Origin of the sequence: Gordonia terrae, from assembly GCF_051789125.1 — a bacterium.
Classification (GTDB): Bacteria; Actinomycetota; Actinomycetes; order Mycobacteriales; family Mycobacteriaceae; genus Gordonia; species Gordonia terrae_A.
In genome coordinates, this window is record NZ_CP196526.1 from 3,488,405 (window position 1) to 3,507,402 (window position 18,998).

19 protein-coding genes are annotated in these 18,998 nt (G+C 69.0%); 6 read left to right on the plus strand and 13 right to left on the minus strand.

Going from position 1 to position 18,998, the window contains the following annotated elements:
- The first annotated feature begins 27 nt into the window (after positions 1-27).
- A complete protein-coding gene (gene eccE / locus ACSUZC_RS15845; RefSeq protein ID WP_439029467.1) occupies positions 28-1,764 on the plus strand; it encodes a type VII secretion protein EccE in 1,737 nt (578 codons plus the stop codon).
- Between the two features lie 43 nt (positions 1,765-1,807).
- On the opposite strand, the gene manA is transcribed toward eccE, so the two are convergent.
- The 3 genes from manA to ACSUZC_RS15860 form a co-directional block, all read right to left on the minus strand.
- Positions 1,808-3,094, minus strand: a complete 1,287-nt coding sequence (gene manA, locus ACSUZC_RS15850) for a mannose-6-phosphate isomerase, class I (RefSeq protein ID WP_439029468.1) — start codon at positions 3,092-3,094, stop codon at positions 1,808-1,810.
- Positions 3,091-4,248 (minus strand): hypothetical protein, encoded by a 1,158-nt coding sequence (locus ACSUZC_RS15855; protein WP_439029469.1) that lies wholly within the window; start codon positions 4,246-4,248, stop codon positions 3,091-3,093. The genes manA and ACSUZC_RS15855 overlap by 4 nt, the downstream gene beginning before the upstream one ends.
- 149 nt (positions 4,249-4,397) lie before the next feature.
- The gene (locus ACSUZC_RS15860; RefSeq protein ID WP_439029470.1) at positions 4,398-4,970 is read right to left on the minus strand and encodes a DUF3499 domain-containing protein; all 573 of its coding nucleotides are present in this window, start codon (positions 4,968-4,970) and stop codon (positions 4,398-4,400) included.
- A 103-nt stretch (positions 4,971-5,073) separates the two neighbouring features.
- Here ACSUZC_RS15860 and ACSUZC_RS15865 point away from each other — a divergent pair, with 103 nt between their 5' ends.
- The gene (locus ACSUZC_RS15865) at positions 5,074-5,595 is read left to right on the plus strand and encodes a metallopeptidase family protein (RefSeq protein WP_439029471.1); all 522 of its coding nucleotides are present in this window, start codon (positions 5,074-5,076) and stop codon (positions 5,593-5,595) included.
- Between the two features lie 89 nt (positions 5,596-5,684).
- On the opposite strand, the gene ACSUZC_RS15870 is transcribed toward ACSUZC_RS15865, so the two are convergent.
- Positions 5,685-5,942, minus strand: coding sequence for a WhiB family transcriptional regulator (locus tag ACSUZC_RS15870; RefSeq protein ID WP_171011557.1), 258 nt, complete (start codon positions 5,940-5,942; stop codon positions 5,685-5,687).
- A 689-nt stretch (positions 5,943-6,631) separates the two neighbouring features.
- Between ACSUZC_RS15870 and cofD the strand changes: the two genes are divergently transcribed.
- From cofD to ACSUZC_RS15885, 3 genes are read left to right on the plus strand one after another with little or no spacing between them, the layout of a single operon-like run.
- A complete protein-coding gene (cofD, locus tag ACSUZC_RS15875) occupies positions 6,632-7,669 on the plus strand; it encodes a 2-phospho-L-lactate transferase (protein ID WP_439029472.1) in 1,038 nt (345 codons plus the stop codon).
- On the plus strand, positions 7,666-9,015 hold the full coding sequence (locus tag ACSUZC_RS15880) for a coenzyme F420-0:L-glutamate ligase (protein WP_439029473.1): 1,350 nt from the start codon (positions 7,666-7,668) through the stop codon (positions 9,013-9,015). Before cofD ends, ACSUZC_RS15880 begins: the two co-directional genes overlap by 4 nt.
- Positions 9,012-9,599 carry an NUDIX hydrolase gene (locus tag ACSUZC_RS15885; protein WP_439029474.1) on the plus strand — a complete coding sequence of 196 codons (588 nt, stop codon included), beginning with the start codon at positions 9,012-9,014 and terminating at the stop codon, positions 9,597-9,599. Before ACSUZC_RS15880 ends, ACSUZC_RS15885 begins: the two co-directional genes overlap by 4 nt.
- 48 nt (positions 9,600-9,647) lie before the next feature.
- Here ACSUZC_RS15885 and glgC read toward each other — a convergent pair whose 3' ends face one another.
- Positions 9,648-10,877: a glucose-1-phosphate adenylyltransferase gene (gene glgC, locus ACSUZC_RS15890; RefSeq protein ID WP_439029475.1), complete on the minus strand. Its 1,230-nt coding sequence runs from the start codon at positions 10,875-10,877 to the stop codon at positions 9,648-9,650.
- Between the two features lie 130 nt (positions 10,878-11,007).
- Between glgC and glgA the strand changes: the two genes are divergently transcribed.
- Positions 11,008-12,174 carry a glycogen synthase gene (gene glgA, locus ACSUZC_RS15895; RefSeq protein WP_439029476.1) on the plus strand — a complete coding sequence of 389 codons (1,167 nt, stop codon included), beginning with the start codon at positions 11,008-11,010 and terminating at the stop codon, positions 12,172-12,174.
- Here glgA and ACSUZC_RS15900 read toward each other — a convergent pair.
- The 8 genes from ACSUZC_RS15900 to ACSUZC_RS15935 form a co-directional block, all read right to left on the minus strand.
- Positions 12,153-13,133 (minus strand): putative RNA methyltransferase, encoded by a 981-nt coding sequence (locus ACSUZC_RS15900; protein WP_439033147.1) that lies wholly within the window; start codon positions 13,131-13,133, stop codon positions 12,153-12,155. The two genes, glgA and ACSUZC_RS15900, sit on opposite strands and share 22 nt — an antisense overlap.
- Positions 13,130-13,297 carry a DUF3117 domain-containing protein gene (locus ACSUZC_RS15905; protein ID WP_004019232.1) on the minus strand — a complete coding sequence of 56 codons (168 nt, stop codon included), beginning with the start codon at positions 13,295-13,297 and terminating at the stop codon, positions 13,130-13,132. Before ACSUZC_RS15905 ends, ACSUZC_RS15900 begins: the two co-directional genes overlap by 4 nt.
- Before the next feature lie 100 nt (positions 13,298-13,397).
- On the minus strand, positions 13,398-13,730 hold the full coding sequence (locus ACSUZC_RS15910; protein WP_439029477.1) for a DivIVA domain-containing protein: 333 nt from the start codon (positions 13,728-13,730) through the stop codon (positions 13,398-13,400).
- Between the two features lie 71 nt (positions 13,731-13,801).
- Complete coding sequence (locus ACSUZC_RS15915; RefSeq protein WP_439029478.1) at positions 13,802-14,833, minus strand: glucosyl-3-phosphoglycerate synthase; 1,032 nt, start codon at positions 14,831-14,833, stop codon at positions 13,802-13,804.
- On the minus strand, positions 14,830-15,654 hold the full coding sequence (gene folP / locus ACSUZC_RS15920; RefSeq protein WP_439033148.1) for a dihydropteroate synthase: 825 nt from the start codon (positions 15,652-15,654) through the stop codon (positions 14,830-14,832). The genes ACSUZC_RS15915 and folP overlap by 4 nt, the downstream gene beginning before the upstream one ends.
- Before the next feature lie 71 nt (positions 15,655-15,725).
- Positions 15,726-17,531 (minus strand): long-chain-acyl-CoA synthetase, encoded by a 1,806-nt coding sequence (locus ACSUZC_RS15925; protein WP_439029479.1) that lies wholly within the window; start codon positions 17,529-17,531, stop codon positions 15,726-15,728.
- A 77-nt stretch (positions 17,532-17,608) separates the two neighbouring features.
- Positions 17,609-18,145 carry a TIGR00730 family Rossman fold protein gene (locus tag ACSUZC_RS15930; RefSeq protein ID WP_439029480.1) on the minus strand — a complete coding sequence of 179 codons (537 nt, stop codon included), beginning with the start codon at positions 18,143-18,145 and terminating at the stop codon, positions 17,609-17,611.
- 45 nt (positions 18,146-18,190) lie between these two features.
- Positions 18,191-18,970, minus strand: a complete 780-nt coding sequence (locus ACSUZC_RS15935; RefSeq protein ID WP_439029481.1) for a TIGR00730 family Rossman fold protein — start codon at positions 18,968-18,970, stop codon at positions 18,191-18,193.
- Between the last annotated feature and the right edge of the window lie 28 nt (positions 18,971-18,998).

Consider the following 18,998-nt stretch of genomic DNA (forward strand, 5'->3'; position numbering starts at 1 on the left):
GGCGACGGTGATCGAGGGGGTCGAACCGTGGATCGGAACACGCGCGCGATGGGACTGCGCACGTTCGTGGTGATCGAGGTGATCCTCGCCACCGGGTTGGCGGCCTGGGCGTTGTCCGGTCACATGTGGGGGATGTCGGCCCTCGTCGTCGCAGCGCTCGGCGCGGCCGGGCTGGTGTCGATCGGCGGCCGCCGGTCGCTGTTCGGCCGTGCCGGCGGGCGACTGTTGTTCTCCTGGTCGAGGACGCGCCGCGATCACACCGACCTCGCACCTGCGCCGTTCGACATCCCACTACCCGCACCGGCGGCGCACGCCGCGGCCCGCCGGTCGTCGGCCCCGACCACCATCGGCGCGCGCTGGGTCGGGGACACACTCGTGACGGTCGTCCGGGTCGATCCGGGCGCACCGGCGGTCACCTATCTGACCCCGGGGAACAACACCCTGGGCGACGAGACCGGCCAGGTGGTGCCGCTCGACGTCCTGGCCGAGTGCATAAATCCCTACGACATCCAGCTCAGCTCGATCGAGGTGATCAGTCACGGTGTGCGCGTGTGGGGTTCGGGTGTCGCCCCGTCGACCTACGAACGCACGCTCGGTCCGTTGTCGGCGACCGCCCAGCGGTCCGTGCTGGTGGTTCTCCGCCTCAACCCGCTCGACTGTGCCGATGCCGTGGCACGTCGTGGCGGCGGTGCGACCGGCGCGTTGCGGACTGCGACCATCACCACCCGCCGGGTGGCGAAGAGACTTGCGGAGAAGGGTCTGTCGACGACGATCCTGTCCGCCGCCCAGATCACCGCCATCACCACTCAGCTGACCGAGGGCGCGCCCCTGGAGTCGTTGTCGGAGGAGTGGGATTCCGTCGGCGTCACCGGCCTGCAGATGCGCAGTGCCGCCATCGAACCCGCGGCCCTGCCCGACGTCCTGCGCACCATCTGGGTCAATCCCGCGGTCTCCACGACGGTCACCCTCCGGCTCCGTCACGTCGACGCCGAGCTCCGGCGCCGAGCCGACCGCGCGACGGTGGAGGTGTCCGGCTTCGTCCGATTCAACGAATTCCCCACCGCTGCGCGGGCTCTCAGCGAATGGCCGGCGGGTCTGGTACCACTCGACGGACGCCAGTTCGACGCACTCGCCGTCAGCCTGCCGATAGCCACACCTGGCAGGTTGGACCGCAACGTACCGTCGGTCACCGGACCGGACGCCGAGGCGTTCCTGTCATCGACACGCCTGCCCGCAGGCGGTTGCGGCCAGCTCATCGGCGCCGACCACGCGGGCCGGGCCGTGGCCACCCGGTTGGTCGGGCCGGGGATCCCGACCGTCTCGGTCGCCGCGGGCATCCATGTCGTGGCCCAGATCGCCCTGCGGGCCGTCGCCGTCGGCGCGGCGGTGCGCGTACACACCGACCGGCCCCACCGGTGGACGCCGCTGGTCACCGCGGTGGGCGACCCGAGCGCCTTGTCCCTTGCCGCGGACCGGACGCCGACCCGGGCCGGACCCGCGCTGATCATCGTGGACGGAGTGTCTCCGCCCCCTCCCCAGCCCGACACCACGCGGATGATCGTCGTGGCCCCCGGTCTGTCTGACCCCGCCGACGGTGCGACGGTCGCGCTCCGGCAGAACCCGCGGACACCGCAGGACATCACGCTCGACGTGGGCGGTCAGCCGGTGCTGGTGACGATGGTGGCGACCCCGGACGAGTGGAATCTGATCGGCGGGTACCCCGAACCGGCGGCGACCTCACAGGCACAACCGCTCCGGCGCTGAGGTTCCGCGACCCCGGGTGCGGTCCGGGGCGGCGCGGACCGGCCTACTCGGAGGCGGAGGCGAATGATGGTGGTACTCCTGGGCTGGCGTCCGCGGCAACCGGGACCAGTGCGCGATAGAACACCGCCCGAGCCGATGCCGCGCGAACGATGACGTCCGGATCGTCGTCGGTGATCCACATCGCCCGGCCCGCGCTGACCGTCAACGGCGCACCGCCCGCAGGCCGTACCTCCACCGCGCCGCTGAGGACGGCCAGGATCTGGGGCCCCGGCATGTCGAAGCAGATCGACGAGGCATGCCGAAGGCCGGTGCCGTCCAGTTCGATTCGCGACAAACGGAACTCGGGCGCCGGGGTGAGATAGACACGTTCGGCACCGATGGTCCGGACCTGGGGCGACAGTGCGGCGACATCGACGGGCGTGAAGTCCAGGACGCGCAGCAGTTCGGGGACGTCGATGTGCTTGGGCGTCAGACCGCCGCGCAACACGTTGTCCGAGTTGGCCATGATCTCCACGCCGGTGCCGCGGAGATAGGCATGGAGATTGCCCGCTGCGAGATACAAGCCCTGGCCGGGTTCGAGGTGGATGTTGTTGAGCAGCAGCGAGGCCAGCACACCCGGGTCATTCGGATACGCCTCGCCGAGTTCACACACCGTGCGCAGCTCGGCCGTGAACTCGGACTCCCCCGCGCTCAGCGCATCGACCGCCCCGCCGAGCACGGCGGGCACCAGCTGCCGCAGCAGCGACTCCGGCAGCGTGAGCCATGTGGTGAACAGGGCTCGCAGACCCTCCGAATCAGGTTGTCCGGCAAGCATCCCCAGATATGGGTCGAGTGCACTGACCTGCAGTTCACGAAGCAACCGGATGGTCTGCTCGGGTGCGCGGAAACCCGCCAGCGCGTCGAACGGTGTGGTGGCGACGATCAGTTCTGGTTTGTGCCAGGGATCGCGGTAGTTCCGATCCCGTGCATCGAGGGCGACGCCGCGAGCGTTCTCCCGCTCGAAACCCGCGCGCGCCTGCTCCGCCGACGGATGGGCCTGCAGCGACAGCGGCTCATCCGCGGCCAGGACCTTCAGCAGGAACGGGAGCCGGTCGCCGAACGCGGCGGTGCAGGACGGTCCGAGGCTGCCGATCGGATCGGCGTCGATGACGTCGACGAGGTCTTGGCCGACACCGGCGACGTCGACACATCGGGCCGAGCCCGCCGGATGGGAACCGAACCACAGTTCGGCCTCTGGATGCGCGGACGGCACCGGCCTGCCCTGCATGGACGCGATGGCCGTACGAGAACCCCACGCGTAGGGGCGCACCACACCGTCGATGATCCTCATTGCATCGTGTTCCCAACCAGACGGAGGTACACCGCCGCCATCTCGATCCGTAGTGCCACGATCAGGAAATCCAGCATGTCCCCCGGGCCGTCGGCCACCGGATCCTCCCCCGGCGCCGGACGCCGGTCATCCCACTGCTGTCCGGCCCCGCCCCCGGCGGCCGGCACCCCCTCGGCCGGTTCGCCACCGACCAGCAGATCGACGTCGCCCAGCCCCGTGACCCGTTGCCGGGTGTACCACTCACGGCGCGCGGTCGAGACGACCTGCACACGGGGAGCGGTCGACTGCGGCGGGCCGTCGAAGTCGGGATCGTAGAAGATCGAGTCCGCGGCCGGCGCGGCATCACCGCGCGCAGCCAACAGCTGGGTCATCCGCGACACATCCGCGAGTTCGGCTGCCGCGCTGACGATTCCGGACAGGCCGACCAAGCCTGAAGCCGCGTGGCGGGCGATGACCGCACCGCCCGGACTGTCCGCGGTCCACACGGTGGGACGACCCTGGACGCGCAGGGCGAGCGACTTGGCACGGTTGCGGAACGCGTCTCGGTCGGGATGGCCCGCGGAGGCCTCGGCGTCCAGCGCGTCGGCCAGGTCGTCGAGTTCGGGGGCCGCACCGGTGAAGCGCACCTGGGTGAGCGCCCGGAACACGGCGAGCAGCGCGGCGGCGAAACCCACGAAACGGAAGCGCGGCTCGATGTCGAATCGCGGTGAGAGATCGATGGCGTTGCCGCCCAGCGCATCCTGCAGGGGTCCCGCGATCGGCGCGATGACGACCACCTCGGCGCGGCGGCGAAGCGCGCGGGCCGCGGCGTCGGCGAGGGCCATGTCGCCTGCGTCATCGCCGGCCACCACGACCACGTCGAGCGGGCCCGTCCAGCCGGGGAGCACCGGGCCGCTGACCACCGGCACGTCCACCCGGGAGGCCAGCGTCGCCACCGCGAACTCCGCCGCGCGGTGCGACACACCGCTCGACCCGTGGACGACGACCACGCTCCGGGGACGCAGATCGGCGAGCGGCGCCAGGACGCCTTCGCGCACCGCCTCCGCCACCGCACGAACCTGGGCGCCGGCGAGGGCAACGGCCCTCAGCAACCCGTCGACGTCGGCCGAGATCAGCTCCTCGGCGTTGTCGAGGTCGGGGAAACCGGTGCGCATGTCACCAGGGTAGCCAGCTCGCCGGGTCGGCGCGCACGTACGAGGCACTGTCCCCGTAAGCGTGGAGTCCGCGACGCAATCCGCCCCACCGAAGTGGTCACCCCCGACGGCGACAACGGGTTCCACGCCCCCCGCGTGGTGATGACCGGTCAGTCGACCGGGTCCGGCAGCACCCGGAGATGACCGCGTCGACCCGGGCGAGGACGCGTCTGATGACGCGGCGCACCGGAGCCCGGAGCGGACTGCGACGGCGGATCGACGGGCCCCGCGCGGTGCCGTCCGGAGCGACGGTCCTCGACGGATCCGAATCCACCTCCGGTCGCGTCGAACTGCTGTCGAGCGCGCTCGACGGGCCCGTCCGGGCCCATCCCGGCGAAACGCGGGTCGTCGAAGGCGTCGAGCGTGTCGACCGGACCACGGTCGACGAAGCGCGGGCGTCCGCCGCCTGCGACCGCGCCGGCCTCCCGGACCGCCTCGGCCAGTGCCGTCAGTTCCTGGTCCTCGGCAGGCGGCGCGGAGAAGCCACGCTCGCTGCGCAGCATCTCCCAGCCCCGCGGAACCGTGATGCGTCGGGCGTGGTCGTCGCACAGATCCCAGGAGTGCGGCTCGTCCGACGTCGCGAGCGGACCGATGACCGCGGTCGACTCCGCGTAGACGAAGGTCAGGGTAGCCACCGCAGATCGGGCGCAGCCGGGTCGGCAGCACAGACGGGGAAGCTTCACGTGACGAGATTAGCCCTCGGCGCCGGCAACCACGTCGGCGACACGCTCACGAGGACGGCGACCGGACGAGACACGGGTTCATCCGACCTCCTACACTCTCGCCATGCGTATCGACCCCAAGCCGACTCCTCGCGGCGCATCCGGTTTGCCGGGGCCGCGGCGGGGTCGACGCCGCGCGGGTCGTCATCGCGACCGACGTGGACGCGGGCTTCGCTCGCCGTTGCTACCGCAGGGCGTGCCCGCACACAACAGCCGTTCCGACGAGTTCGACGCGGTGGCCCTCGAGGCCTTCGCCGAGATCGATGCCCAGTGGCATGACCAGATCGCCGGCCTCGACATCGCGGTGGACGAGATCCCCCGGTTGCTCCCCAAGGATCCGGAGACCGTCGAGTGGCCCGACGAGGTGACCGCCGACGGTGCCGTACCGCTGGCACGGCTGATCCCGGCGGGAATGGACGTCAGCGGAGCGCCGACGCGGGCGCAGATCATCCTCTTCCGACGCCCTCTGGAGGCCCGGGCGAAGAAGGGTACCGAGTTGCTGGACCTGATCCACGAGGTCCTCGTGCAGCAGGTGGCGACCCATCTGGGCGTCGACGAAGACACCATCGACCGCGGACCAGAGTGATCCGCGGTCGATAGGCGTGCCTGTGTGGACCCGAGGGTCCCGGACGCCGGAGATGGTGATGCGCCGCCGGGAGTCCGGCGAGCGTTCGTTCAGATGATGCCGCGCTTGAGGCGACGGCGCTCACGTTCGGACAGTCCGCCCCAGATGCCGAACCGTTCGTCGTTGTGCAATGCGTACTCGAGGCACTCGGACTTCACCTCGCACCCCTGGCAGATCCGCTTGGCCTCGCGCGTCGATCCGCCCTTCTCGGGGAAGAACGCCTCGGGGTCGGTCTGCGCACAGAGCGCGCGGTCCTGCCACTGCTCCTCGACGGCGTCGAAGAGATCGTCGAAGTCGTTGGGAACCAACGAGAGATGACGGCGGCTCTGGTCCGCGTCGTCGGCGGGATGCTCCACCGGCGCGGCGAGGTTGGTCCCGAATCCGGTGAGCGGAGCGACAGCGGTGCCGCCGATCATCGAATCGTCAACGGGGCCAAGGGTGTTGAACTCGGCAATGAATTGCGGGCGATCATGTGGTTCAAGCGGATTGCCGATCGGGTTTTCCAAAGCCATCGTCGGCGCCTCCTAGCTCGGGATGTTGGTAGTTTCTGCGTCCTCTGCGAACACGGCCTGTGCGCCGCACCCACCACTGTTGCCACACCACTAGTACTACGGGTCGGGAAACCACCCTCACCATTCGTACACAGCGCCCGAGCGACGGCCCGCGAAGTGCCGGTACCGACCCTCACCCGAGTTCGAACACATGATCGAATCCGTTGGAGTCCAGCGGTTTTCGATCTCGAAGGTTCTCGATCTCAAACTCGGAATGACACTGATGTGATTACACACGCCAGAGGCGGTCGCGGTCAAGTTGAAGTCAAAGATTCCCTAATACCACCGGGATCCGACATCAGTGTGACTCGACACGACATTGCGTGCAGAGCGCTACGAATCTCACACCGATCCGGCGATCGTCCCGACGTCGAGGTCCTCGCCGACAGCCGCTGACCACCGTCGCACGCCGCCCACTAGAGTGGCGGTGTGAAGGGATACCTGCTGTGAAGGTGACCGTACTCGTCGGGGGCGTCGGAGGAGCACGATTCCTCCTCGGACTGCGCGAACTGCTCGGTCCGACGGCGTTCCCGCTCCCCCAGGACGATGCGTCGGCAACCCACCCGACCGACCACGACATCACCGCGATCGTGAACGTCGGCGACGACGCATGGATGCACGGCGTGCGGATCTGCCCTGATCTCGACACCTGCATGTACACGCTCGGCGGCGGCATCGACCCCGAGCGCGGTTGGGGCAGGCGCGACGAATCCTGGCATGCCAAGGACGAACTCGCAGCCTACGGAGCCGACCCGGACTGGTTCGGCCTCGGTGACCGCGACCTCGCGACGCACCTGATCCGCACCCAGATGCTCGACGCGGGCTACCGCCTGTCCGATGTCACCGCCGCCCTGTGCCGGCGATGGAGTCCCGGCGTTCGTCTGCTGCCGGTCACCGACGACCGGCACGAGACGCACGTGGTCGTCGCGAAGCCCGATGCCGAGGACGGCGAACGCGTGGCGATCCACTTCCAGGAGTGGTGGGTACGGCACCGGGCCCAGATCCCGTCGTTCGGTTTCGCCCAGGTCGGATCGGATGACACCGCACCAGCTCCCGGCGTCCTCGACGCGATCGCCGAGGCCGACGTCGTCCTCCTGGCGCCGTCGAACCCCGTCGTGAGCATCGGCGCGATCGTCAGCGTCCCGGGGATGCGCAGCGCACTCCGCCAGACCAAGGCCCCGGTGGTCGGCATCTCGCCCGTGATCGACAACCGGCCCCTGCGCGGCATGGCCGACGAATGCCTGTCGGTGATCGGTGTCGAGTCCTCGGCGCAGGGCATCGCCGAGCACTACGGCGCACGCAGCGGGAACGGCATTCTCGACGGCTGGCTGATCGCCGACGGCGACCATGCGTCCGTCGACGGCATCGCGGTCGGCGCGGCTCCCCTGCTGATGACCGACCCCGCGGCGACCGCCCAGATGGTCCGCGCCGCCTGCGCATTGGTCGACGTGCGCCTGCCCGACGCGAATGCGGGCACCGCGTGACACCTCGTCCGGATCATCGCGCTCCCGGCAGTCTGGACATCCGGCCGGTCGCCGGCCTCCCGGAGTTCACCACCGATTCCGATGTCGCCGCCGAGATCCTCGCCGCCGCACCGTGGTTGGAGTCGGGTGATGTGCTGGTGGTCACGAGCAAGATCATCTCCAAGGCCGAGGGGCGGATGGTGGACGCACCGACCGACCCCGAGGAACGCGACGCGCTGCGCCGACGGCTCGTCGAGGCGGAATCGGTGCGTGTGATCGCCCGCAAGAACCGCACCCTGATCACCGAGAACCGGCTGGGCCTGGTTCAGGCCGCCGCGGGCGTCGACGGTTCCAACGTACGTTCGGATCAGCTCGCGCTGCTCCCGGAGGACCCCGACCGCAGCGCCGCGCAGTTGCGGCGCGCCATCGGCGAGGCCGCGGGCATCGACGTCGCGGTGCTCATCACCGACACGATGGGGCGCGCCTGGCGCACGGGTCAGACCGATGTGGCGATCGGCGCTGCGGGCATCGCCGTCACCCACCCCTACGAGGGTGGCGTGGACGACTACGGCAACCCCCTCGTCGTCACCGAGATCGCGGTCGCCGACGAACTCGCCGCGGCCGCCGATCTCGTGAAAGGCAAGCTCGCCGCGGTACCGGTCGCCGTCGTACGCGGATTCGCCCCGGCCGACAACGGGACGACCGCGGCCGACCTCATCCGACCCCCCGACGAGGACCTCTTCCGGCTCGGCACCGAGGAGGCCATCGCGCAGGGTCGGCGGGAAGCGATCCGCACGCGGCGCTCGGTCCGCACCTTCGACGACCGTCCCGTCGATCCCGACCTCCTCCGGGCCGCCCTCGGCGAAGCCCTCACCGCGCCGGCACCGCACCACACCCATCCCGTCCGGTTCGTGTGGGTCCGCTCGGACTCGCGACGGCGCGAACTGCTCGACGCGATGACCGACGACTGGCGCGCCGACCTCGAATCCGATGCCAAGACCCGGGAATCCATCGACAAGCGTCTGCGTCGCGGTCAGATCCTCTACGACGCCCCGGAACTGGTCATCCCGTTCCTGGTGCCCGACGGCGTGCACGAGTATCCCGACGACCGGCGTAACGCCGCCGAGCACACCATGTTCACGGTCGCGGCCGGAGGCGCGGTCGCCACCTTGCTGACCGCGCTGTCGGTCCGCGAGATCGGGAGTTGCTGGGTGGGATCCACCATCTTCGCGGCGCCGACCGTCCGTCGCGTCCTCGATCTGCCCGCGTCCTGGGAACCGCTCGGGGCGGTCGCCGTCGGCCATCCGCGCCACCCGGCGCCGCTGCGCGATGCCGCACCGACCCGGGACTGGGTGATCGAGCTGTGAGCGCCCGATCGCTGCACGCATCCGCGGTGGAGGCCCTGACCGGTTGGGCGACACCCGATCCGCATCAGGACAGCATGCGGCACGCCTACCTCGCATTCCTCGCGGCATCGCCCGACGCCTGCCTACGTGCTTGCGCTGCAGGCCATCTCACGGGGTCGGCCATCGTCTTCGACGCCGACCGCCGACACGTCCTGCTGACCCTGCACCCCCGAGTGGGCAGATGGATACAGCTCGGCGGCCACTGCGAGCCGTCCGACACCACGATCGCCGACGCCGCACTGCGTGAGGCCCGGGAGGAGTCCGGCATCCCCGGGCTCGAACTCGACACGTCCCGAGACGGTGACCCGGGGGCCGGCATCGTGCACCTGCACACCCATCCGATCACGTGCTCGCTCGGCGTCCCGACGCGTCACCTCGACGTCCGTTACCGGGTGATCGCGGCGGCGACGCCCGACGGCGGGTTGCCCGAGTTCGTGCGCAGCGAGGAGTCGGTGGACCTGCGCTGGTGGCCGGTCGACGCCCTGCCCGCCGATGTCGGCGACGACATCGCGACCCTCATCGAGGCCGCCACCACCGCCCCCTGAGGTACGAGCGCAGCGCGCCACGGAGGGTCGCCGACGCCGACCCTCCGATCAGGATTCCGTCGACTGGACCCGGATGTTCTTGCCGACGGTCACCACGCCACCGGCACTGACCGAGAAACGCTCGCGGTCCGCGGCCGCGTCGACGCCGAGCTGCTCACCGTCGCCGACGACGACGTTCTTGTCGAGGATCGCCTTGCGGACAACGGCACCCTTGCCGACGCGTACGCCCGGCATCAACACGCTGCCCTCGACGAGGGCCCCGTCTTCGACGATGACATTCGACGACAACACCGAATTGCGCACGGTCCCAGCGGAGATGATGCAACCGGACCCGACGACGGAGTCCTCGGCGACACCGCCCTGGACGAACTTGGCCGGCGGGAGGTTGTGGGTCTCGCCGCGGATCGGCCAGCGACCGTTGTAGAGATTGAAGATCGGATGCACCGACACCAGGTCCATGTGGGCCTCGTAGAAGGCGTCCAGGGTGCCCACGTCGCGCCAGTATCCGGTGTCGCGTTCGGTCGCCCCGGGCACCAGGTTGTCCTTGAAGTCGTAGACGAACGCCGTGTCGCGTCGGACGAACGCCGGGATGATGTCGCCACCCATGTCGTGGTCGGAATCGGAGTCCGCCGCGTCGGCCCGCAGTGCGTCGACCAGGGCCTCGGTGGTGAACACGTAATTGCCCATCGACGCGAAGGTCACGTCGGGATCGTCCGGGGTGCCCGGCGGGTCGGTCGGCTTCTCCAGGAACCGGGTGATCTTCCCGCTCTCGTCGGAGTCGATGCAACCGAAGGCGACGGCTTCGGCACGAGGCACCCGGATACCGGCAACGGTGACGTCGGCGCCGGACTCGATGTGCGCGGCCACCATCTGCGAGGGGTCCATGCGGTACACGTGATCGGCGCCGAACACGACGATGTACTCGGGCCGCTCGTCGGAGATGAGGTTCATCGACTGGAAGATCGCGTCGGCGCTGCCGGTGAACCAGCGCGGGCCGAGCCGTTGCTGCGCCGGGACCGGGGTGATGTACTCGCCATGGAATCCCGACGTCCACCAGGTTTGCGAGATGTGACGGTCGAGTGAATGCGACTTGTATTGTGTCAGCACGCAAATGCGCTCATAACCGGCATTGACCAGGTTGGACAACACGAAATCGATAAGCCGGTAGGCGCCGCCGAACGGCACCGCGGGTTTGGCGCGGTCCATCGTCAGCGGATACAGACGCTTACCTTCGCCGCCTGCGAGGACGATGCCGAGGACGTGCGGCTCAGATCTCACCCCCTCAACTTAACCGCCATCTTCCGCGTCGGCCAGGTGACCGGGCCGGAAGAAGCGGCTGTCTTCCTCCCACCGCGCCATCCGCCGGGCCCGATGGCGAACTCTGCGCGATGGCACTAGCGTCGAGGACATGCGGGTGGCGATGATGACACGGGAGTATCCACCTGAGGTGTACGGCGGCGCCGGCGTCCACGTCACCGAATTGGTCCGTCACCTCCGCGATCTCGCGACCGTGGACGTGCACTGCATGGGTGCCGAGCGCGAGACCGCGCACGTGTACTCGCCCGACCCCGGCCTCGCCGGTGCGAACGCCGCCATCACCACGCTCTCGGCCGACCTGCGGATGGCCGTGGGCGCCGCGGACGCCGACGTGGTGCATTCGCACACCTGGTACACCGGGCTCGCCGGACATCTCGCGGCGCAGCTCTACGACGTGCCGCACATCCTCACCGCCCACTCCCTGGAGCCGTCCCGGCCGTGGAAGGCCGAACAGCTCGGCGGCGGCTACCGGGTGTCGAGCTGGGTCGAACGCAACGCCGTGGAGTACGCCGACGCCGTGATCGCGGTCAGCGCGGGCATGCGCACCGAGATCTGCGACACCTACCCGCGCCTGGACCCCGAACGCGTGCACGTGGTGCGCAACGGCATCGACACCACCCAGTGGTATCCGGTCGACGACCCCTTCGGCCCGGACTCCACGCCCACGGCACTCGGGCTCGATCCCGATCGTCCCGTCGTCGCGTTCGTCGGTCGTATCACCCGGCAGAAGGGCGTCGCCCACCTCGTCGCCGCGGCCCACCGTTTCGATCCCGACATCCAGCTCGTCCTGTGCGCCGGCGCGCCGGACACTCCCGAGATCGGCGCCGAGATCGAGAGCGCCGTCGGCGAACTCTCGGCGTCACGACCCGGCGTGCACTGGGTGCGCGAGATGCTCCCACTCCCCCGCATTCGCGAGATCCTGACCGCGGCAACCGTTTTCGTGTGCCCGTCGGTGTACGAGCCGCTGGGTATCGTCAACCTCGAGGCCATGGCCTGCGGTACCGCGGTGGTGGCGTCGGAGGTCGGCGGTATCCCCGAGGTGGTGCGCGACGCCGTCACCGGGCGCCTCGTGCGCTACGACCCCGTCGACCCGCAGACCTTCGAGCACGATCTCGCCGACACCGTGAACACGGTCGTCGGGGATCCCGCCACGGCGACGGCCATGGGCTCGGCGGGCCGTGAGCGCGCCGAGGCCGAGTTCTCGTGGGCAGCGATCGCCGAACAGACCCTGGAGGTCTACGAGTCGGTTCGCCGCTGAGGTCGCGATGACGGGTCGGCCGCCGGGCGACACGTCGTCACCACCACCGACGCGGTGACCGGCACCGTGCCGTCCCCGGCGAGTGCTTCCGCGCGCGAGCGGATGTCGGCTTCGTCGGCGTGGAAGGCCGAGGGGCCCATCGCAACCAGATCGCCGATCGTCTGCGCGTCGATCTCCCTGGTGTAGCGCAACGGTGTCTCGTCGACGAGATCGAAGCCCTCGTCGAGTGCGGCATGAAGTCGCGCCGACTTCGACGAGTCGACCCGCAGCATCTGCATCGGTTCGATGATCTCGGCGAGATGATCGGCCGCCGGGCTGACGACGATCAGGCCGCCGCCGGGTGTGAGCACGCGGGCGAACTCCGGGGCATTGCGGGGTGCGAACACCGAGAGGACCACCGACACAGCGTCATCGGCGACGGGTAGGCCCCGCCAGACGTCGGCGACCACGGCTGCGAGCGGTCCCCGGCCGCGGGCGATCGCCCGTGCACAGTACTTGGACAGATCGACACCGATGCCCAGAGCGGAACCGTCGGCATCCGAGGAAGAACCCGACAGGGCCGCGACCGCGGCGCGAAGATGGTGTCCGCCACCGGCACCCGCGTCGAGGACGATGCGGCGTTCGGCAGTGGGGTCGAACTGGCCGGCGCGGCGGGCGACGGCGTCTACGACAGGCCCGAAGAAATCAGCGTCGTGCACGCGGGCACGGGCCGCGACCATTGCGGCGGTGTCGGCGCGTAGTGCCCCGGAACGACCGTCGAGCAACGAGACATAGCCCTGCCGGGCGATGTCGAAAGAATGGGCGTCAGGGCAACGCAGCGAGGTGTCGACGACCGAGAGCGCTCCGGTACAGACCGGGCATCGAAGGACTCCGGCGACAGCCGAGAGGTGGTGCGCCCGGTGCGGTGTCGGTGGGTCCGCCCGGGCCTCAGCAGAACTGCCCTCGTGGGGCCGGTTCAGCCGGTGACCCCGCGGAGTTCCTCGCCCAGTGCGGCGGCTTCGTCGGCGGTCAACTCGACGACGAGACGACCTCCACCCTCGATCGGAATCCGGACAACGATTCCACGCCCTTCCTTGGCCGCTTCGAGGGGGCCGTCCCCAGTACGTGGCTTCATTGCCGCCATTCTCAAGCTCCCTTCAATGTCCCTGCTCCGAACATGATACGTGTCCGGGTCGCACGCGAACGCGAGAGCGCCACACGCGCGGCGCGTCGACCTCGTGGATTCAGTGTTCCGGCGGTACGAACGTCCCGGGATCCGACGATTCCGCCTCGCGCTCGCGCAGCCGAACGATCACCGAACGCAGGTCATCGACCTCGCGGGCGAGACGTGCCAGCGCCCAGTCGACTTCGCTCTGCTTGTAGCCGCGGGCGGTCTGCGCGAACCGGAGCGCGGTGATGTCCGCGCCACTGATACCCGCCGACGGCAGGCGCGTGAGCGTGGTGTCGGGTTCGACGGGTGGCAGGTCCTCGCCACGGCCGAACACGAACCAGACAACGGCGAAGACGGCCGCCACGACGAGGGCCATGATCAGCAGGTACAGCAACAGCGTCTGCATGCCCTACATCCTGACAGAGCCGGCGTCGTGGCCCGTCGGGTCCGCGTGAGGCGGGCGTAGTCCGGAACTGTCTACGAGGCCATCTCCTCGGCCTTGGCACCCATCACCCGCACGGTGTTCATCGGCGGACGGTCCTCGAGGTAGACATCGGTGGTGTGCGGCGTGAACGACCCGTCGGGTTCGGCGGTGAACTGCGTGAGCCCCACGCCGGAGTCCTCGATACCGCAGCGACGCATCAGCGTCCCGACGATCTGCCGGCTCATGACGCCGAGTTCGATCAGCGGCCGGTTGCGGTGGGTCCGCACACCGAGATTGACCTGACCGATCCCGGCCATGCCGCAGCGGTCGTAGGTGTCGATCAGCAACCCGATCTCGACGCCGTACCCGGGCGCGAACGGCACCGACGACAGGAGTTCCCTCGTCCCGGCGTACTCGCCGCCGAGCGGTTGGAGGACCGCGGTCAGGTCCGGCTTCTGGGAGGCGAGCAGCGGACGTGCCACCAGTTCGGTGACGCGGCCGCCACCGTTGGCGTCGTGCGTACCACCGGTGCGCAGCGGGCGGCGGTAGTAACCCTTCACGAGCTGGATCTCCGGATTCACCAGCAGCGGTCCCAGCATCTTCGGCACGAACATCGGGTCGGGATCGATGAGGTCGGAGTCGACGAAGGCGATGATGTCGCCCGTGGCGACCGCGACCGAACGCCAGAGCACCTCACCCTTGCCCTTCACCGGCTCGAGTTCGGGAACCGCCTCCTCGCGCGTGATCACTTGGGCACCGGCGGCCCGCGCACGTTCGGCGGTGGCGTCGGTGGAGCCCGAGTCGAGGACGATCACCTCGTCGACGAGTGTTCCGTACAACGGCATGATCGTGGCGATCACATCGGCGACGGTCTCTTCCTCGTTCAGGGCGGGCAGCACGACCGAGATCGTGCGCCCGTTCTTGGCGGCGACGAGGTCGTCGATCGTCCAGTCCGGCTGTTCCCAGGTGTGGGTCGCCGACCAGCGCTGTTCATTGCCCAGGGTCTGGGCGGCCGTCGGCCACAACGCGGCCTTGTCCCGACTGCTGATGGTGCTGGGCGTCCGTCGCTTCTGCTGCTTCGTCATGCGAGTCCCCTGACTGTTCGGGCGGGAGGTCTCGTTCCCGCGATGGCAGCGACCATGTCGACCACGCGTCGGGTGGCAGCGACCTCGTGAACGCGAAAGATCCGGGCGCCTTGCGCGGCGGCCAGACTCGTCGCGGCCAGAGTTCCTTCCAACCGTTGCTCTAGGTCTGTACCCAGAGTCTCCCCTACGAAATCCTTGTTGCTCAGCGCCATCAGCACCGGCCAGCCCGTGTTAACAAGATCTTTCACGTGGCGTAACAGAGCCAGCCCGTGGTGGGTGTTCTTCCCGAAATCGTGCGTCGGATCGATGACGATCGAGTCTCGGCGCACCCCCGCGGCGAGCGCCCGCTCCGCCGCTGCGGTCACCTCGGCGATGACATCGGCCACCACGGCGTCGACGGAGTCCCCGTATCCCACCCGGTGCGGCCGCGTGCGTACCACCGCCCCGCCCGTGTGCGAGCAGACGATGCCCGCGCCCCGATCGGCGGCCACGGAGACGACCTCGGGGTCGACGCCGGCCCACGTGTCGTTGATCAGGTCGGCGCCCGCCGCGCATGCCTTGTCGGCCACCTCGCTTCGCCAGGTGTCGACACTGATCAGCACGTCGGGATGGCGATCCCGGATCCACGAGATCATCCCGACGACGCGATCGGCCTCGGTCCTCGCGTCGACCTCACGACCCGGCCCGGCCTTGACCCCGCCGACATCGATGATGTCGGCGCCCTCGGCGACCACCCGGTCGACGTGGCGCTGCGCAGCGGTGTCGTCGAAGCTGGCGCCACGGTCGTAGAACGAGTCCGGAGTCCGGTTGACGATCGCCATCACCAGCGCGCGGTCGGTGGCCACCGGACGCCCGCACAGCGTTGGCGGGACACCGGACTCCGGAGAGTCGGTCACCCCTTGGGAACCTTGGCCGCGGCCACGTCGTCGGCGTAGCCCTCGTAGTACTCCACGTAACCCTTGTCGCGTCCGAGCAACACGTAGATCCGCTCGGCGTCGGCCTCGGTGTACCCCTCTTTACGCAGTTCGACCTTGCGGTTCTTGAAGGTCGACGTCTGCTCGAAGTCGTCGACGATCCGCACGAACAGCGGTACCGCGTAGGACGGCAGGGCGTCGTAGAGGTGGCGGGCGAGCTTGCCCGGATCGAGATCGGAACCCTCGCGGAGCTTGACCGCGATCATTCCCGCGCGACCGTCGGTGCCGGGCACCTCGACGCCGTAGGCGACCGACTGGGCCACGGCGTCGTAGGAATCCACGGCGCCCTCGACCTGGGTGGTGGCGACGTTCTCGCCCTTCCACCGGAAGGTGTCGCCGAGCCGGTCGACGAACGCGATGTGGGCGAAACCCTGGTCGCGGACGAGGTCGCCGGAGTTGAAGTAGGCGTCGCCGTCCTTGAAGGCGTCGCGGATGATCTTCTTCTCGGTCTCCTCGGAGTCGGTGTACCCGTCGACGGGGACCCGATCGCTGATCTGTGCGAGCAGCAGACCGGTTCCGCCGCGACCCACCTTGGTGAGCCGACCGTCGTCACCGCGCTTGGGGTTGCCCTCCTCGTCGTACTCCACGATCTTGTACGGGAGTGGACAGAAACCGGCGGTCTTGTCGACGCTGAACGCGTTGACGAAGGCCAGGTTGAGCTCACTGGCCCCGTAGAACTCGACGACGCGGTCCACACCGAAACGCTCGCGGAACTCGTCCCAGATGTCGGGGCGCATCCCGTTGCCGACGACCGTGTGCACCGAGTGCTGCCGGTCGGTCGGCTTCTCCGGCTGCGCGAGGAGATAACGGCACAGCTCCCCGATGTAGCAGAACGCCGTGGCGCGGTTCAGGATCACGTCGTCCCAGAACTTCGACGCCGAGAACGACCGGCCGATCGCGATGCACGCCCCGGAGGCGAGCACCGACGACAGCGACACCGACAGTGCGTTGTTGTGGTAGAGCGGCAGCGGCACGTACATGGTGTCGCTGTGGCGCAGACGCACGGCGAGGCCGCCGATGCCGGACATGCTCGCAAGCCACCGATTGTGGCTCATCACGCTCGCCTTGGGCATCCCGGTGGTCCCCGAGGTGAAGATGTAGAAGGCCTTGGTGGACGCGGGCAGCTGTTCGGTGATCTCCGGGTCGGCCTCGGACAGGCCCTCCGCGGCCGCGTCGAACTCGGCGAAGTCGTAGACGTGTTCGGGCAGCGCCGATTTCGGAATGGAGTCGAACGCCTCGGCACAGTCGGGATCGTGGACCAGGACCTTGGCCTCGAGCAGTTCGACGCTGTGCTCGATCACCTCGCCCCGCTGGTTGTAGTTGATCATCCCGGCGATCGCACCCAGTTTGACCGTGGCCAGCATGAGCAACAGGTCGGTCGTGCAGTTCTTCGACAGCAGCGCGACGACGTCGCCCCGGCCGACGCCGGCCTTCGAAAGTGCTGCGGCATAACGGTTGACCCGGCGATTGGCCTCACCGTAGGTGGTGGTGCGGCCCTCGAACCGGACGAAGGGGCGATCGGGGTGTTCGGCGGCGTGTTTCTGGAACACCGAGCCGATGGTCCGCTTGGCCTCCGGTGGGCGCCGGATCAGACCCGGTGCGTGTTTGATCATCCCGGTCGCGTGTGGCGCCATCTTGACCACGCCGCGAAGGAGGTCGGGAATCCCGACGGTCTTCTTCACACTCTCTTGACGACTGTCCTGCTGCTCGACGTCTGGGGACATCTGGCCTCCGCTCTCCCACTGGGCGTCACGAGTGCCCCGCGCACTCTCGCGCTACCTTACCGGCCGGTAGCAAAGCCTCACCGCGATGTCGCACAACGCACCGCCTCGGACACCGTGTCGGTGACCTGGAGCCGGTCCAACGAACGTTGCGCGACGAATCCGGTTGTCGACAACTCTCGCAGCCAGTCGAGCAGCGGCGCGTAGAAATCGAAAGGATCGAGCAGGACGACCGGCTTGTCGTGCATCCCGAGGTATCCGCCGGTCCACGTCTCGAACAGTTCCTCCAGCGTGCCGATGCCGCCGGGGAGCGTGATGAAGCCGTCGGCCCGTTCGTCCATGAGTCGCTTGCGTTCCCGCATCGTCTCGGTGATCACCAGCTCCGACGATCCGAGGTCGGCGACCTCGTGCTGGACCAGTGCGCGCGGGATGATCCCGACGGTGTGGCCGCCGGAGTCCCGAGCGGCGGTGACCAGCGCGCCCATCATCGAGATGTTGCCGCCTCCCGAGACGACGACGTGCCCGGCATCGGCCAGGGCCCGGCCCACCTCGGACGCGAGGTCGAGGTAACGCTGATCGACGGGACCGGACGCACAGTAGACACAGACAGCACTCACCGGGCAATCGTGCCATCGAGTCCGGACGCGCTCACACTCCGCACCTCAGGGCGTGGCGGCCTCGATCGCCTTCACCACGTCGTCCGGGTCGTCGACGACGGTCAACAGGTCGAGATCCTCCGGCGAGATCATCCCCCGGGCGGCGAGCACGTCGCGCATCCAGGTGAGCAGGCCACCCCAGAAGTCGCTGCCCACCAGCACGATCGGGAACCGCACCACCTTCTTGGTCTGCACCAGCGTCAGCGCCTCGAAGAGCTCGTCGAGGGTGCCCATGCCGCCGGGCAGGCACACGAACGCCTGCGCGTACTTGACGAACATGGTCTTGCGGACGAAGAAGTAGCGGAAGTTCATCCCGAGGTCGACATACGGATTGAGTCCCTGTTCGAACGGCAACTCGATGTTGAGGCCGATGGACTGTGCCCCCGCCTGGCGGGCGCCCTGGTTGGCGGCCTCCATCGCGCCGGGCCCGCCTCCGGTGATGACCGCGTAACCGGCTTCGCCGAGCGCGCGCCCGACGCGGACTCCGAGTGCGTATTCGGGCGATTCCGGGGCGAGGCGGGCGGAGCCGAACACGGTGACGGCCTCGGCCACCTCGCTCATGGCGTCGAACCCGGCCACGAACTCCGATTGGATGCGCAGCACGCGCCACGAATCGCGCATGGTGCGCTCGGAGCGCCGCTCAGCGTCGCGCGGGTCGACCCACTCGAGCAGCCGGCGGTCAGTGGTCTTGCCCTGCTGATCACGGCGGATGCGGATGGGCCCGACGTAGCAGGTGTCGGGGTCCGTTCCGTCCCCGACGGATTCCGGCTCAGGCATGCTCGACATGGCGGCCACGCTAGCAGCGCCGCCCCGA

Coding starts and splice junctions, on each gene's coding strand:
- ACSUZC_RS15855 (WP_439029469.1), bottom strand. CDS start 4,248: ATGCGCACCGGTTTCCCCGACCTCGACAACGCCGAGGAGCTGATCTCG.
- ACSUZC_RS15925 (WP_439029479.1), bottom strand. CDS start 17,531: ATGTCCCCAGACGTCGAGCAGCAGGACAGTCGTCAAGAGAGTGTGAAG.
- ACSUZC_RS15905 (WP_004019232.1), bottom strand. CDS start 13,297: ATGGCGGCAATGAAGCCACGTACTGGGGACGGCCCCCTCGAAGCGGCC.
- ACSUZC_RS15865 (WP_439029471.1), top strand. CDS start 5,074: ATGCGTATCGACCCCAAGCCGACTCCTCGCGGCGCATCCGGTTTGCCG.
- glgA (WP_439029476.1), top strand. CDS start 11,008: ATGCGGGTGGCGATGATGACACGGGAGTATCCACCTGAGGTGTACGGC.
- ACSUZC_RS15935 (WP_439029481.1), bottom strand. CDS start 18,970: ATGTCGAGCATGCCTGAGCCGGAATCCGTCGGGGACGGAACGGACCCC.
- folP (WP_439033148.1), bottom strand. CDS start 15,654: ATGGCGATCGTCAACCGGACTCCGGACTCGTTCTACGACCGTGGCGCC.
- manA (WP_439029468.1), bottom strand. CDS start 3,094: ATGAGGATCATCGACGGTGTGGTGCGCCCCTACGCGTGGGGTTCTCGT.
- ACSUZC_RS15915 (WP_439029478.1), bottom strand. CDS start 14,833: ATGACGAAGCAGCAGAAGCGACGGACGCCCAGCACCATCAGCAGTCGG.
- ACSUZC_RS15910 (WP_439029477.1), bottom strand. CDS start 13,730: ATGCAGACGCTGTTGCTGTACCTGCTGATCATGGCCCTCGTCGTGGCG.